The 13,385-nt window shown below is 55.4% G+C and carries 14 protein-coding genes and 3 pseudogenes; 6 read left to right on the forward strand and 11 right to left on the reverse strand.

All coding sequences use genetic code 11. From position 1 onward, the window contains the following. A partial coding sequence (locus tag ACXAGF_RS22325) for a BID domain-containing protein (protein ID WP_475019756.1) occupies nucleotides 1-730 on the forward strand: 730 nt, incomplete at its 5' end. 58 nt (nucleotides 731-788) lie between these two features. On the opposite strand, the gene ACXAGF_RS22330 is transcribed toward ACXAGF_RS22325, so the two are convergent. Further along, complete coding sequence (locus ACXAGF_RS22330) at nucleotides 789-1,169, reverse strand: transporter substrate-binding domain-containing protein (RefSeq protein WP_475019757.1); 381 nt, start codon at nucleotides 1,167-1,169, stop codon at nucleotides 789-791. A 129-nt stretch (nucleotides 1,170-1,298) separates the two neighbouring features. Further along, nucleotides 1,299-1,847 (reverse strand): MarR family winged helix-turn-helix transcriptional regulator, encoded by a 549-nt coding sequence (locus ACXAGF_RS22335; RefSeq protein WP_475019758.1) that lies wholly within the window; start codon nucleotides 1,845-1,847, stop codon nucleotides 1,299-1,301. Nucleotides 1,848-1,925: 78 nt separating this feature from the next. Here ACXAGF_RS22335 and ACXAGF_RS22340 point away from each other — a divergent pair, with 78 nt between their 5' ends. Both ACXAGF_RS22340 and ACXAGF_RS22345 read left to right on the forward strand, forming a co-directional pair. Continuing rightward, nucleotides 1,926-2,372, forward strand: coding sequence for a tautomerase family protein (locus ACXAGF_RS22340; protein WP_475019759.1), 447 nt, complete (start codon nucleotides 1,926-1,928; stop codon nucleotides 2,370-2,372). 23 nt (nucleotides 2,373-2,395) lie between these two features. Continuing rightward, nucleotides 2,396-4,063, forward strand: a complete 1,668-nt coding sequence (locus ACXAGF_RS22345) for an MFS transporter (protein ID WP_475019760.1) — start codon at nucleotides 2,396-2,398, stop codon at nucleotides 4,061-4,063. 223 nt (nucleotides 4,064-4,286) lie between these two features. On the opposite strand, the pseudogene ACXAGF_RS22350 reads toward ACXAGF_RS22345, so the two are convergent. Both ACXAGF_RS22350 and ACXAGF_RS22355 read right to left on the reverse strand, forming a co-directional pair. After that, a pseudogene (locus ACXAGF_RS22350) lies at nucleotides 4,287-4,412 on the reverse strand (IS630 family transposase); the annotation flags it as partial. Between the two features lie 37 nt (nucleotides 4,413-4,449). Then, the gene (locus ACXAGF_RS22355; protein WP_475019761.1) at nucleotides 4,450-5,265 is read right to left on the reverse strand and encodes a hypothetical protein; all 816 of its coding nucleotides are present in this window, start codon (nucleotides 5,263-5,265) and stop codon (nucleotides 4,450-4,452) included. A gap of 188 nt (nucleotides 5,266-5,453) precedes the next feature. Between ACXAGF_RS22355 and ACXAGF_RS22360 the strand changes: the two genes are divergently transcribed. Next, entirely contained in the window at nucleotides 5,454-5,582 is a 129-nt protein-coding gene (locus tag ACXAGF_RS22360) for a hypothetical protein (RefSeq protein WP_475019762.1), read from the forward strand. A 462-nt stretch (nucleotides 5,583-6,044) separates the two neighbouring features. On the opposite strand, the pseudogene ACXAGF_RS22365 reads toward ACXAGF_RS22360, so the two are convergent. The 3 genes and pseudogenes from ACXAGF_RS22365 to ACXAGF_RS22375 form a co-directional block, all read right to left on the reverse strand. Further along, a pseudogene (locus ACXAGF_RS22365) lies at nucleotides 6,045-6,254 on the reverse strand (hypothetical protein); the annotation flags it as partial. Beyond that, nucleotides 6,220-6,351 (reverse strand): hypothetical protein, encoded by a 132-nt coding sequence (locus ACXAGF_RS22370; protein WP_475020008.1) that lies wholly within the window; start codon nucleotides 6,349-6,351, stop codon nucleotides 6,220-6,222. The pseudogene ACXAGF_RS22365 and the gene ACXAGF_RS22370, both read right to left, overlap by 35 nt. A gap of 124 nt (nucleotides 6,352-6,475) precedes the next feature. Continuing rightward, nucleotides 6,476-7,174 (reverse strand): annotated as a pseudogene (locus ACXAGF_RS22375) (IS6 family transposase). A gap of 61 nt (nucleotides 7,175-7,235) precedes the next feature. Between ACXAGF_RS22375 and ACXAGF_RS22380 the strand changes: the two are divergent. After that, nucleotides 7,236-7,457, forward strand: a complete 222-nt coding sequence (locus ACXAGF_RS22380) for an OST-HTH/LOTUS domain-containing protein (protein ID WP_475019763.1) — start codon at nucleotides 7,236-7,238, stop codon at nucleotides 7,455-7,457. A 146-nt stretch (nucleotides 7,458-7,603) separates the two neighbouring features. Here ACXAGF_RS22380 and ACXAGF_RS22385 read toward each other — a convergent pair whose 3' ends face one another. The 3 genes from ACXAGF_RS22385 to ACXAGF_RS22395 form a co-directional block, all read right to left on the reverse strand. After that, a complete protein-coding gene (locus ACXAGF_RS22385; protein WP_475019764.1) occupies nucleotides 7,604-8,728 on the reverse strand; it encodes an NAD/NADP octopine/nopaline dehydrogenase family protein in 1,125 nt (374 codons plus the stop codon). Nucleotides 8,729-8,778: 50 nt separating this feature from the next. Next, the gene (locus ACXAGF_RS22390; protein ID WP_475019765.1) at nucleotides 8,779-9,813 is read right to left on the reverse strand and encodes a pyridoxal phosphate-dependent aminotransferase; all 1,035 of its coding nucleotides are present in this window, start codon (nucleotides 9,811-9,813) and stop codon (nucleotides 8,779-8,781) included. Nucleotides 9,814-10,127: 314 nt separating this feature from the next. Further along, nucleotides 10,128-11,474, reverse strand: coding sequence for an MATE family efflux transporter (locus ACXAGF_RS22395; protein ID WP_475019766.1), 1,347 nt, complete (start codon nucleotides 11,472-11,474; stop codon nucleotides 10,128-10,130). A gap of 337 nt (nucleotides 11,475-11,811) precedes the next feature. Here ACXAGF_RS22395 and ACXAGF_RS22400 point away from each other — a divergent pair, with 337 nt between their 5' ends. After that, entirely contained in the window at nucleotides 11,812-12,741 is a 930-nt protein-coding gene (locus ACXAGF_RS22400; protein WP_475019767.1) for a LysR substrate-binding domain-containing protein, read from the forward strand. A gap of 35 nt (nucleotides 12,742-12,776) precedes the next feature. Here ACXAGF_RS22400 and ACXAGF_RS22405 read toward each other — a convergent pair whose 3' ends face one another. Continuing rightward, the gene (locus ACXAGF_RS22405) at nucleotides 12,777-13,043 is read right to left on the reverse strand and encodes a helix-turn-helix transcriptional regulator (RefSeq protein ID WP_475019768.1); all 267 of its coding nucleotides are present in this window, start codon (nucleotides 13,041-13,043) and stop codon (nucleotides 12,777-12,779) included. Between the last annotated feature and the right edge of the window lie 342 nt (nucleotides 13,044-13,385).

The raw sequence follows: 13,385 nt of genomic DNA on the forward strand, positions 1-13,385 counted from the left end.
GATCACGAACTATGCACGCAGCATCGAGGATATCGCGCGCGAAAAGGCAAAGCCGGACTTCGACCAAGCGATGGAAGCGGTGCGGTCGGTGGGCCGAAAGGTCTATGTCGACCCGGAAAGTGCTGCGGTCAGAATCGGATCGGCGATCGTCGAGGCGGGGGCAGGCGGGCAGACACTTGCGAACTCCTTTGCCGAGCATCCGGAACGGTTCGGAGCGCTCCGCGGCAAGGCAGGGCTGTTTGGCGACAACGGGGACCGCAAAGCGGCGCGTCACTTCGCCAAAGCACTCGGTCATCACATCGCTTCGGCGGCCAAAACCTGGACGTGGCGGCTTGAGGCGGAACGTCAGTCTGAAATCTGGCAGCGCAACAATAGAGACCTGGTCGAAGTTCCCGGTCTCACAAATCGCTGTGAAGACATCCTCAAGCAGTTCGACGCGTTGCCGCAGGCTGAAAAGCCGAAGTTCCTCGCGGAGCTCTCGGGCACGCCGGAAGGGCGGCAGGTGCTTGAGGAGACCAAGACCATCGCCCATGCCCTTCAGCAGCGCTTCGGCAGTTCGGACCCGCGTGAGTTCAGGAAAGAGCTTGATCGGCTGGGATTGAAGGATGGGGCGATGATCGAGCGCGTCAAGGACGTCGCCCGCCTCGTCGATCGGACGCAGCGGACGGAGCTCAGCCGGAAGTACGAGCTGACACGAGGATTGAAGAAGGGGCTGGGTTTGAGCATGTGAGCGCACCAAGGCAGAAGCCCCATCGGGTCTTCGTCTTCGAGAAGCTCGCTTGCCTCCTTCAGTAGGACCGGTTCCTTGCCGGCGGCGGCGCGCATGTCGTTAAGCGCGCCGAGATGCTCGAAGTAGCTGCTCGATCGGCGAACGTGGACTTCCTTGCCTCCCAGATCGCCCCAACTTGACACCGGCTCGGCGGATGGGCCTGTTGCAAGCACCTCGGAGACGCCCGTGGCGAAGGGGCCATGAAATCAACGGTCTGCAACCGCTCCGGCGTGATCGTCAAAATGGCCGCGACGATGTCCCCCTTCCCGCTAATAAGTGCGGGCAGAAGCTGATAGCGTTGCGTCGGCACATAGGCCACGAGGATGCGCTCGATCTCCTCCTTGCGGTCCTTGTTGATCCATTGCTCCAGCGTGGTGCCCATCTCGACCGCCGTGTCCAACTGTTCGCCACCGTCAATGAGGTAGCTGATTATCAGCCAAGGGCTTCAGCTACCGTTAACCTGACATCACCCCGCCCCGAGTTAGCCGTATCGACGCTCGCGACGAGAGTTTTTTGCAGAGACGCCTAGTTACGAAGTACGCCTCCGCCGACGGGGAGTTGCTTCCGCTTGTATATCGCGTAGCGTCAGCATCTGAAACTTCTCAAGCGCCTCAATGAGTGGATCGCCGCCACCCTGCTTCGAGAACATTTCTTTGGCCGATTCTCGAATACGGTCTTGAGCAACGCGCCAGCTCGCCGTTGCATCTTTAAGCTTTTGTTTTCCAGCCGCGCTCAACAGAATGGTTTTCTCGCGCAAATCTTCAGTATTCTGGAATTGCACCCATCCCGCAGAATCAAGGACTTTAACGTTTCGCGAGATCGTAGTTTTGTCGAGAGCCGATTCCTCGGCAAGTTCGTAGAATGTTGCTGATCCAAGCCGGTCAAGCGCGCGCAAGAGGGAGAACTGAGTCAACAGGATACCATCGCCTTTGAGAGCTTCGTCATATAGGCGAGTCAGAGCCCTTGCTGATCGTCTGAGTTGAGTTCCGTAGCAATCAGTGAACATGTTTACTCCATGGGTTTTCATGAAGATAGCTGATTGCGGATGCATATGCAACGATAATGGTTGCATGTACATTGAAAGTGTATATCATCAACGCCCATCAAGGGCTTCGTGCAAGCAGTTTGATGCATATACATCGTTATGGAGGACTTTATGCCAACCTATTCCGTCATATCTGCAAACGTTCAACTCTCACCGGATCAGGAAGCGGAAATCTCCGCGGCCATCACGACAGCGCACCACGAGCATACCGCCGCGCCCGGCTTTTTTGCGCAAACGATTTTTTGCCCAGTCGGAGAGAAACGGCACTATATTGGCGGCAAACTAAACAATACCCGGCATATTTTTGTTCATGGAATGATCCGTGATGGTCGTTCCGTCGAGGTAAAGGCCGGGTTGATGACCGAGATCGCTGAGCGCGTCCGTACGATCGCAGGTGTAGGGCCTGAAGACATTTGGGTTTACCTGCAAGACATTGCGGCGACGCAAATGATGGAGTTCGGCCGTATCCTTCCTCAACCGGGCGCGGAAGCGGAGTGGCGCAAGGGCATCACCCCCGCAAAACTCGAGGCTTTCGCGAAAGCTGGCGTCATCGTCTAGTAGCTGTCAAAGGGGAGGAAAACATGACAATAGCAGACACCGCACCAGCTGAACGCTGGGCACCGCTTAAAGCAAGTGAGCGGAAGGTCATTTTCGCATCGTCGCTAGGAACGGTCTTCGAGTGGTACGATTTCTATCTGTACGGCTCGCTGGCGGCTATCATCAGCCATCAATTTTTCTCAGCCGTCAACGAGACTGCTGCGTTTATTTTCGCATTGCTTGCCTTCGCTGCGGGCTTTGCCGTCAGACCGTTCGGCGCGCTGTTTTTCGGCCGCTTTGGCGATACGATCGGCAGGAAGCACACCTTTCTGGTCACAATCATACTGATGGGCATTTCGACCTTCGCAGTCGGCTTGCTGCCTGGATATGCCACGATAGGCATCGCCGCACCGATCCTTCTGGTAGTGCTGCGCTTGATCCAAGGGCTTGCCATGGGTGGCGAATACGGAGGAGCGGTCATCTACGTCGCCGAACACGCACCGAACGGAAAACGAGGACTCCATACAGCGTGGATTCAAACCACTGCTACATTGGGCTTCCTGCTTTCGCTCGCCGTCATCCTCATTGTCCGGACCTGGCTGGGTGAAGAAGCTTTCGCAAACTGGGGATGGCGCATTCCCTTCCTGTTCTCGATTTTCCTCCTTGGAATATCAGTTTGGATTCGCATGTCCCTTCATGAATCACCGATCTTCCTGAAGATGAAGGCCGAGGGCAAGGCATCGAAGGCGCCAATCAAGGAGACCTTCTCCTCAAAGGAAAATGTGAAGTACATTCTGATCGCGTTGTTTGGCATGGTCGCTGGACAGTCCGTCATCTGGTACTCGGGGCAATTCTATGCACTGTTCTTCCTCACGCAGACGCTGAAGGTGGACGCCGTGACAGCCAGCCTGTTTATTGGTGCGGCATTGATCGTCGGAACGCCGATTATCCTGCTGTGCGGTTGGATGTCCGACAAAATTGGCAGAAAGCCAATCTTGGTCGCCGGCTTCCTGTTATCGGCCGTATTCTATATGCCGCTGTTCGGCCAGTTGACCGCTGCGGTCAACCCAAGGCTCGCCACCGCGATTGAAACCGCACCAGTTGTCGTCGTTGCCGACCCCAACTCTTGCTCGTTCCAGTTCAATCCAGTCGGCACGTCCGCGTTCACCAGTTCTTGCGATATCGTAAAATCGTTTCTCGCCAAAGCGTCGGTCAACTATACGAATGAACCGGCAGAAGCGGGGCACGTCGCGCATGTGCTGATCGGTGATGAGCGCATCGAAGCTTTCGAGGCCCGCGGACTAGACGCAGCAGCCCTCAAGGCAAGAACAGCAGAATTTGCCGGCAACCTTTCGGCAAAGCTCGCGGATGTCGGCTATCCGGCGAAAGCTAACCCAGCTGAAATTAATTATGTGAAGACATTCGCCGTCTTGTTCTGCCTGGTTTCACTGGTAGCAATGGTTTACGGCCCCCTGGCTGCGACGCTTGTGGAGCTTTTCCCAACGCGAATCCGCTACACCGCAATGTCTCTGCCCTATCATCTCGGCAATGGCTGGTTCGGTGGCTTCCTGCCAACAATGGCATTCGCGATGGTGGCCGCCACCGGGAATATCTACTTCGGTCTCTGGTATCCGATCGCTATTGCGTCGATGTCCTTCCTGGTCGCGATCTTCTTCCTGCCGGAAACGTCAAAGCGAAGCCTTGACGAATAAGCCAACAGGCGTGTCGGGCTCAGGCCCGTCACGCCCATTAGCCCGTAAGGGATAATCGGAGTCACGAGAATCGTCGCCGGAACGACAAACTGGTTTAAGTGGCTATGAGGGTGTCACTAAATGATTTGACAAATTGACTGATTGATTGAGTACGATGGCAACTGAGGTAAATGAGGTCAGCATGTGGCGATCCGCAGCGTTAGATGTGCTCGTTGAACGAGCGGTAGAGCAGGCTCGCGCCTGCCATCTCGATCGCGTCATGAACGCCTGCAGCCTTGTGGGCGGGTAAGTTGTCCATCACGACGATGTCGCCCTCCGCCAGGGTCAGGACCAGCACCTGCTCGACATAGCGGCCCATTGGATGAAGATGAATGCCGCGGCACCCGCTATTTCCACTTTTCGGCCCATGATCTCAATTCCTGTTTTGCTTTCTCCGGCCACTGCTTCACAGGCGGTTGAACAACGATTTTCTTTTCGTAAGGCTTCCAGGCAGCAAAGGCCTGTCGATCCTTGGCGGACAGGAAGAGCAACGCCTCCTCTTCCCCGCACATGTGCGGCGTACAGGTGGTTCCAACGTAATCGTCGCTCTTGAACTCGCCGCTCCCTATTCCAGTGATGATTTCCTGAAAGGCCTTGAGATCAGCGCCGAGGAGCGTCTTGAGCGTTGCCGCGATTTCGGAGTTCTGCAAAGCGTCAGAGGGATGCTGAAATGAACGCTCCCTGAGTGCCTGCCAGCCCGAATTGTCCTCTGCTACAAACGGCACGATCCCCAACTCCTTGAGACCGTCGGCGGGGGTCCAAGACCATTGCTCACGGCCCTTCCCAGGGATGTCCGGGGTCGAGAACACGACCTTATCTTCAAAGACCTCGTGTTCAATATACGCGCACGCATCGATCGGGCCATCGAAACGCGGCTTGCTGCCAGGCGGGAAGGACGCGACGAACGGAGTACCGTCGCACATATTTCCCCCATTGGAACTGCTGCCGATCAACGCCGGAACACCGCTCACAATGATCAGGTCATCGAACAGGAGAATGGCATTCCGGTGTATTTCTCGGCCATCGATTTTGAGGGCGCGCTCGGGATATTCACCCTCGATGCGGACGGTATGTCCGAACAGGCGTTCAACATCGATCGCCTTCGCCGGCTGAATTCCAGCGGGCAAAGCCGCAATCGCCACTATTAGAGCACTCCGTTTCATGCAGTCTCCAACGCAATCAGCGGTAGACCTGTAGCGTACCGCTGACGCAAGAGCAATTCGCGTCGTAGCAAGCCGACAACGATCATTGTTCCTTTGGAGGGATCGGTGCCAGATCATCCGGCCGCTGCGCTAAGCGCGACTGCATCCGTCAACCATTCTCTCATTCGAAAACTGGCTGGAAGATCAAGATGGCGACGTTCTCGGCGTTCGGAACCGGAGCCTTCCCCGAGCAACTCTTGGCCTATGACGGCAAATTTTTCGCCTCGGTCGATGTCGAAATGGACGGCCTCGATTTTAAAGTCGGCGTTCCCGACTGACAAAAGAAAAGGCTGCCCCTCGGTTGGCAGCCTTTAATGTCGCGCAACATTCATCAGCTTTTCTTTGTGATCTTGATCGATGAGATACAATCGTTCCAGAAAAAGAATGCACTGACGCGATTGCCCAACAGGTTGGCGTCTTCCGCAGGAGACTGAAACACGAGACGCTTGCCCTCGTAGTGGTGATGTCATGTCTGGATGGCGCCCGTTTGGCAATGTGGCTTTGGATGATGATTGAGCTTTGCGGGTCGGGTGCAGTCATGTCTCCGGCCTGTTTGCGCGGCACAATGGACCGCTGGCCCTGATGTTGTCCGCCTGAACCGATCCCTATCACGTTGACGCGCTGTTGATGCGCAAGACATCACCACGGGTTCTTCGGTTCGTGCGGTCCATTCCGCTTTCGCTGTCACATCATGTCATCGTCACTCCGCCAACTGTTTTGCCCGAAGGGCACTGTCGTGATCAGGTCGAGGCTGCGACCTCAGCGCTGCCGCCGGTGAAGTTGCCCGGCTGGAAGTCCATGTTCCTCGCCATGATCACCCAGGCGATGCGGGCGATCTTGTTGGCGAGCGCGACAGCTACAAGCTTGAACGGCTTCTCCGCCAGTAAGCCTCGCGCCCAATTCGCCAAGGGTGTGTCACTGCTCCCCTTCCTCATACGATAAAGCGCGGCGGGAGATGCGCAAGACAACCTGCCCATCGGCATCAACGCCGTGAACCTGGAAAACACTCTTTGCTATATCGAGGCCGATCGTCGTAATCTCTCCCATGGTGGGTGGCTCCTCTCAAGGTTTGCAACAACCTATTCTGGCACACTCGATGCCGTCGGAGGGCGCCATCCACCACATCACGTTGTTCATCGACAGGCGCAATGAGAGTTGCGTGGACCAAAAATCAGGACAGCGCGCCGGTCACAGCCCTCCAATGGGCCAATGCGCGGACGCGATAGAGATATGTGGAAAGAGCTGAGCGTCTCGGTGGTGCGACGAAGAGGTTTCGGACTGCCGAGAAGACGGACAGGAAGCGTTGCAATCCGCCTGGCGACCGAAATCCCTGCATGGCCCGCTCTCGTTTTCGCAAAGGCAGATGCGAGTTCTCGGCGCGATTGTTCAGGCCCTTATGCGATCGATGCTCGACAGCCGACATGGCATCGTGCCGCGCCATAGGAGCGAAGCTTGTCAGTGACGATGCGCTTTGGCAGGCATCCCTGCTTCTTCATCAACCTGATCAGGAGACGCTTGGCAGCCTTGGTGTTGCGCCGGCTCTCTGGACGATCTCGTCGAGAACGTAGCCTTCCTGATCGACCGCGCGCCACAGCCAGTGCTTCCTCCCGCCAATCGTCACGACCACTTCATCCAGATGCCACACATCGCTGGCCCTTGGCGGTTTCCGCCGCAAACGGCCAGCATAATCCGGGCCGAACTTCTTCGCCCAGCACCGGACCGTTTCTTAAGAGACGACAATGCCTCGCTCCAGCAGCATCTCTTCCACCAGACGTAGGCTCAGCGGAAATCGAACGTACAGCCAGACCGCATGGGCAATGACAGCGGGCGGGAAACGATGACGCTTATAACTGACAGTGGCTTGGATCATGGCTGCTGATTAGCAGCCAAGGGCTTCAGCTACCGTTAACCTGACATCACCCGCGCTCGATATGCTGGTCAAGGCCGTAACCGCCTCGGCCGATGAAGACGGACGCGCCAATCTTGCTCGCGTCGGCGCACATCTGGCAAAGCAAGCACCGGATTTCGACGCTCGTAATTATGGCTTTCCTCGTCTTAGCGACCTTGCCGAAGCGTCTGGCATCGTCGACGTCGAGCGGACCGGCGAGAACCCCAAAATCGTCATGGTGAGACTGAGGAAAGATCGCCGCTGATGTACTGAGGCGGATCTGCGCATCGGCGGACAAAAAAGTCACCTGGCATTTCATCCTCGGTGCATGTATTCGCTAAAAATCAGGTGTTGCGCCGGGATTTTCAGCCCATATGGTGCGGACATTTCCCGACGCTGTCGATTTGGCAGTTACAAATGCCCAATTGGCTCACGGTAGTCATAAAGCTGGCTGGACCGGACGTCACCGTTGTTGACAAGGTGAAGCAAGTCCCTCTTGGTCATGTGATTGATACCCAGCCGCTTCAAAGTGCGGCCCGTCTCGAAGTAGTTGATGCCGTTGATGACCGAGGCAAGTTCCACGACAGCGCGCATTGTCGGAACCTTAACGCCGACCAATGCCGCAAGATCGCACCAGGGCACCAGGACGTACGGGATATCTTCGGCGATAAACCTATCATGCATGCTGGCAGGTGCGGCTTTTGTGGCGTTGTGCACCTTTGTGTGATATGCGAAGTCCGACATTCGCTCGTAGTTGCCGCCATAGAATCCCGTCAATTCTTCCAAGACCGTCGGCAGCTCGAAGCCGAATGCCTCGCAAATTTTCAAACGCTCCCTGTCGGCGGTCTCAACGACATTCCCGACTGAGGGCGAAATCCCGTCCCGGTAGAAATAGAAGTCGCCTTTGGTGCTCTCGATCCATCCGGTGTTAAGAATCGCGGGAATGGCGTGAAGCACGCCGTTCGTGCAAAACATCCCTATCTCTAGGATGTTTTTGTACCAGTGGAGCGGGACGCCCAATATATCCGCTGCTATTTTCCGGTCTGGCGTGCTGATATTCGCTGGAAATGATGCGATAGGCAGATTAGCTTTGATGCCGGTTACGATAATCTCGCCGTCGCTCATCCGTGAGGCATATGTCGATCCGTTTGCTTCAAGAATGAGCCTTGCGTTCAATCTGCCGAAAGCGGCCAATGTGAAGAAATTGCCACTCATTACCGCAATGGTGTGGTTGCTCAGGTCAAATCTCTCCAGTTCCGCCACGATGTCCTCGTGACCATAGGAGGGGACGCCTACGATAAGGAAGCGGGAGAAGTTCACTGCTGCTGCCATATCCGTCGTCGTTGCGGGGTGAAATACGCCCTCGATCTTCATGCGCGCCGTTAGGCCGCCCTTGTCGCGAATCGCATCGATATTGCGCCGATGCTTCGGATGGCCGTAAAGAAGCACATCGATCCCCCGACGGGACAAATCGGCAGCGAAAGCGCAACCGCAGTTTCCAGCACCGATTACAGAAACAGAATAGTTCGCATTCATCTCATTTTCCTTGTGAAACGCATTGTTTGAAAGGTTTACGAAGAAAGGTGCTATTCGCCGGCAGAAAGCTGCAGGCGGTTTTCGATTGCGCACGCGGCTTGCAAAGCCTCGCATACGCGGTCCAAGTCGGCCTCGGTCGGAACGGTAATGCGAAGCCAGTTCGCGATTTCCGGATAGTCAAACCTGCGGACAAGGATTTGGTAGGTTTCCAAACATGCCTGAAGATCTGCGCCGGAAACGGCCGGATGGCTGGCGAAAATGAAGTTCCCGTGCGGCTCGACTACATGAAAGCCGAGAGCGACCAGGTGCTTTTGCAACTCGTCACGCACCCGCAGCATCCGAACTGAAAATGCCTCGAACTCGTTGGCGCCGTCTAGGGCGCGAGCGGCCAAGGACTGGGCGACGACATTCACATTGTAAACGTCTTTCGACCGATCCAAAGCGGACACCATCTCTGCTGAGGCGATGCAATAGCCGATGCGCAACCCCGCGAGGCCGTAGTATTTGGAGAAACTGCGAACCACCGCCATGTTCGACAGTTTGCCAGCGACATTCAGCTGCCTGCTTTCAAAATCGCCGTAGCAATTGTCCCAGATCACGAAGTTATCCGAAGCCGTTGATATTTCGTCGATGAGGCCCGCTGTTCCCGTCGAGCCGGTAATCGCGTTGGGGGAGTCGATTACCGACAAGCCCGAAAACGATCTTAGATCTGCACGATTCAAGCCGCTAACATAGCGGTTAACGCCGAAATTCAGGCGTGAAGCCAGGATATCGTAGACCTTGTACCCGACTTGCGGCAGATTAATTTCACTGTGGGTTTGCCGTAGAATAGCAAAAATATCGGCGAGAACGCCGTCCGATCCGTTACCCACATATATGTTGGAAACACTGACCTCGTATAGCTTTGCCAGTCTGTCCCGTAGCTCTGCCGAGAAAGGGTCGGGGTAAGATGTGTATTTTATGCTTCGGTCGCCGCCTAACGCATAATCCATCCAATCAGAGCTGATAAAATGGTTCTCGTTTCTATGTAAGCAGATCCAACCGGAATCATCGACAACCTTTCCCGCATCATATGATTTCGCCACGAAAAACCGCCCTTCTTGGAAAGTTGACTTTGGATACTTAGTCTTCCAGAAGCGATTTTGATCAATACATGATCGGCGGGAGGTTCATTCCATTTGGTTATGGAAGATGATCGTCACCAATGTGAGAGCGGTGGTGTGCCCGGTATTCCTGGGTTCTGCCTCCGCATTGCAGATTTCGCTGCGAACATGAACGGGCTAGTAAGCAGCTCCAATTGGAGCGCCTACTAGCCCGTGCAAGGTGGTTTTTGACATGTCCATCGTTGCGGATGAATCTGCCGGGTCACTCGGCTACCTAGCGTGCCCCTGAAGGCGACTTATACGTTGCCGAACGTCACGGCACGAAGGCGCGGAAGCGCCAGCATCAAGCTTACACCACGCGAAATCAGGAAAATGTGCAGCGCGAGCCAGAGCCCATAATTGGCCAGGTAGTGGCCTAGGACGACGAGCGCCGCTATGTAAACGGCAAATGACAGCAACATCATGTTTCGGAGCGTCGAAGACCACGTTGCTCCGAGATAGATTCCGTCCATCTGAAAGGCGAGAACACCGGTCAGGCCTGTGGCGGCCGCGAGCGGTAGATATTTTATCGCCTCGTCTCTTACCTCCTTTGAAGTCGTGATCAGATTGATGAGTTCAGTCCCCCATACGATGGCAATCACGCTGAACACTGCAGCCAAAACACCGCCCCAAACTGTCGTCAATTTGACCGCCTTATCAAAGGCCGGACGATAGCGCGCTCCTACTGCCCGACCCGCCAATTGCTCGACCGCGGCTGCGAATCCATCAAGAAAGAAGCCCGCGATGACCAGGAAGTGCATGAGGATGGCGTTTGCTGCGATTTCGACGGTCCCAAGGTGGGCGCCCTGCCTGGCGAAAAGGGCAAAGGCGCCCATGAGCACAAACGTGCGGATCAGGATGTCCCGGTTGAAGCCCATCAAACGCTTAACCGCCCTGCGATCGAGCAGGTCGCTCAAGGAAACCGGCACAATGCGCCTAAAGCCACTAAGCACAATTGCGATGCCGAGTATTGCTGCAGCGGTCTCTGCCGCAACGGCTGCCCAAGCGACACCGCTAACCCCCAGGTTGAGAAAGAGTCCCCACCATACCGACAGGCATATGTTGAGGACGTTTATCAGCACCTGGAGCCCCAAGGCGATCCGTGCTTCCCCTTTTCCGAGCAAATATCCGAGGATGACGTAATTCAGGAGGGAAAGGGGCGCGGCCAGCAAGCGAATTCGGATATAGGTGCGCATTGCCGCGTTAACCGCGTCAGATGCTCCCATAAACCATGTCCCCGCTAGCGCGATAATAGGGGCGGCAACGGCCAGCACAACGCCGCAGAGAAGCCCCAAGCCGGAGGCGCGCCAGAAAATCTGCTGCTCGTCTGCCGAATTGCGCGCACCGTATGCTTGCGCGATAAGACCTGTCGTGCCGGCCCGTAAGAAGTTGAAACTGGTGAACACCAAATCGAAGATGACGGCGCCGGCGGCTAGTCCGCCCAGCATTGCCACGTTATTGAGCTGTCCGACGACCGCCGTGTCCACCAGCCCGAGGAGAGGGGTGGTCAGGTAGGCTATCGTCATCGGCGCAGCTATGGCCAACACGACCTTATTCGTTACTTCAAATGCGCGGTCTTCCGACCGGTCATCCGTATGCATCATGGCCACAGTCCTATTATTTGTTGCAACGCATCTCACGGCGCGCGTCTCGGCACGCTCCATTTTTTTAGCAGTTCGTGAAAAACAGAACGCCTCAATTTCGGCTCCAACGAATTCGGGAAAGTTCTTCCTTGTTCAGCAGCTTGCACACATGAGAAAGTTGTGAAACCTATGGGCGGCAGATCTTTGGATTATCGACCTATTAGTGTTCCGACACCCATTCCTGTCTTCCGGCTTTGAGTCCAAAGCAAAAGCGCTTTGAACAGGTCTCGTTTAAAGGGCGGAATCAATACGAGATTGAGTACACATTCATTCCATTCAGTTATACAAAGAGGGCTAAGTGCGAATCCGGCAGATTGAGCTATTTCGTTTGGTTGTTCGCCATGGAACGCTGACAGCCGCTGCAGACGCCTTGTCCATTACCCAGCCTGCTGCGAGCAAACTTCTCGCCCAGCTCGAAAGCCATGTAGGACTGGAGTTATTTGAACGGACGAAGCGCCGTTTGATTTTGACACGGGAAGGTGAAGTATTTGCAGCCGAGGTTGAGCGCACCTGGGAAAGCATTCAGCGGCTTCAGCGCACCGCAGTCGATATTAGGCAACTGAAATTTGGGCGTTTGAACATCGCGGCGATGCCGAGTGTGGCGGGTTCATTCCTGCCTGCGATTGTCACGAAATTCTCGGCAAAAAAGAAGAATGTCTCGGTTTCAGTGCATGCGCGCACCTCCGACCGCATTCATGAGTGGGCGACTGCTGGTCAAATTGACATCGGTTTCACCCACAGCCGTGCTATTCACCCGCTGGTTTCAAGCGAGCTTCTCGTAAGAATTCCGGAGGTCTGCATCATGCCATCAAGTCATCGATTGGCGCTTGAGGAAAGCATCCAGCCCGGAGATCTGCAGGATGAGGAATTCGTCCGAATCGGCGATATCGGTGACATTACGGAAGCCGATCAGGTCTTTATGGACGCCCAAATCCGCCGAAAATTGAATCTGGAAACACCGATGGCCTTTGTGGCCTGTGACCTTGTTGCTAATGGAGCTGGCGTCTCTCTCGTAGACCAACTTACTGCGGTAAGCTACGGAAAACCTGGACTGGTATTTCGTCCATTCAAACCAAATCTCTATTCAGAGATCTGGTGCGTTCGGCCTAAAATGCTTAGGCCATCTGGCATCGCTGACGAGTTCCTACGCGCTGTCCACGATGGTATAGGAACAATCCTGCGGAACATGGATATTCGAGCCGAGCTTTGCGCTGGAAGGCCTCGATGAGAAGTCGCCCACACCTCGGGGCAACATAGTAGCACTTAGAATGTCGACAAACGCTTTGCCATCCACTCGACCATCATAGAGCTGCTATCGGCAGCATATCGCTCGTCGAGCACTTCGGACTGCACGATGCGGTCTGCCCGGAAATGGCGAAAATACCCGCGAAGCTCGCACCATGCAGCGATCAAGGTGACATCAACATAGTAGACCGTGGCGATCGGCCAGATAACACGTCGTAATCGGCGCTGCTGCTCATCAATGTAGGTGATGGCGATCTTGTGACATGCCCGGATGGCATTGCGCACATCGAGCAGCTCGATCCCTTCGGGACGAACCGCATCCCCTTCCTACACGTAGAACCTGCGGGATACGAGGTAAGAACGCAGCTCTTTAGGGATGGTGTGCTGAAGCTTGTTCAGCACACTCTCGGCCGCTTCCTGCAATATCGCGAATCCGATGAACGAGTTTGGCGCCTACGGTGATGGCCTCGATTTCCTCCATCGTGAACATCAGGGGCGGGAGATCAAACCCTTTGCGCAGCATATAACCAAGCCCCGGTTCACCCTCGATCGGGATGCGTCGCGCCGGTCTTTTCGACGGTTCCGGCTTCCGACTTCGCAATGCCGCTCTTTTCGGTCATTGGCGCA

This window comes from Mycoplana sp. ABR4_002 (assembly GCF_056159645.1).

Excerpts from the sequence above, each read along its gene's own strand:
- ACXAGF_RS22335 (WP_475019758.1), bottom strand. The coding sequence starts at position 1,847 with ATGTACATGCAACCATTATCGTTGCATATGCATCCGCAATCAGCTATC.
- ACXAGF_RS22340 (WP_475019759.1), top strand. The coding sequence starts at position 1,926 with ATGCCAACCTATTCCGTCATATCTGCAAACGTTCAACTCTCACCGGAT.
- ACXAGF_RS22345 (WP_475019760.1), top strand. The coding sequence starts at position 2,396 with ATGACAATAGCAGACACCGCACCAGCTGAACGCTGGGCACCGCTTAAA.
- ACXAGF_RS22355 (WP_475019761.1), bottom strand. The coding sequence starts at position 5,265 with ATGAAACGGAGTGCTCTAATAGTGGCGATTGCGGCTTTGCCCGCTGGA.
- ACXAGF_RS22360 (WP_475019762.1), top strand. The coding sequence starts at position 5,454 with ATGGCGACGTTCTCGGCGTTCGGAACCGGAGCCTTCCCCGAGCAACTC.
- ACXAGF_RS22370 (WP_475020008.1), bottom strand. The coding sequence starts at position 6,351 with ATGGGAGAGATTACGACGATCGGCCTCGATATAGCAAAGAGTGTTTTC.
- ACXAGF_RS22380 (WP_475019763.1), top strand. The coding sequence starts at position 7,236 with ATGCTGGTCAAGGCCGTAACCGCCTCGGCCGATGAAGACGGACGCGCC.
- ACXAGF_RS22385 (WP_475019764.1), bottom strand. The coding sequence starts at position 8,728 with ATGAATGCGAACTATTCTGTTTCTGTAATCGGTGCTGGAAACTGCGGT.
- ACXAGF_RS22395 (WP_475019766.1), bottom strand. The coding sequence starts at position 11,474 with ATGATGCATACGGATGACCGGTCGGAAGACCGCGCATTTGAAGTAACG.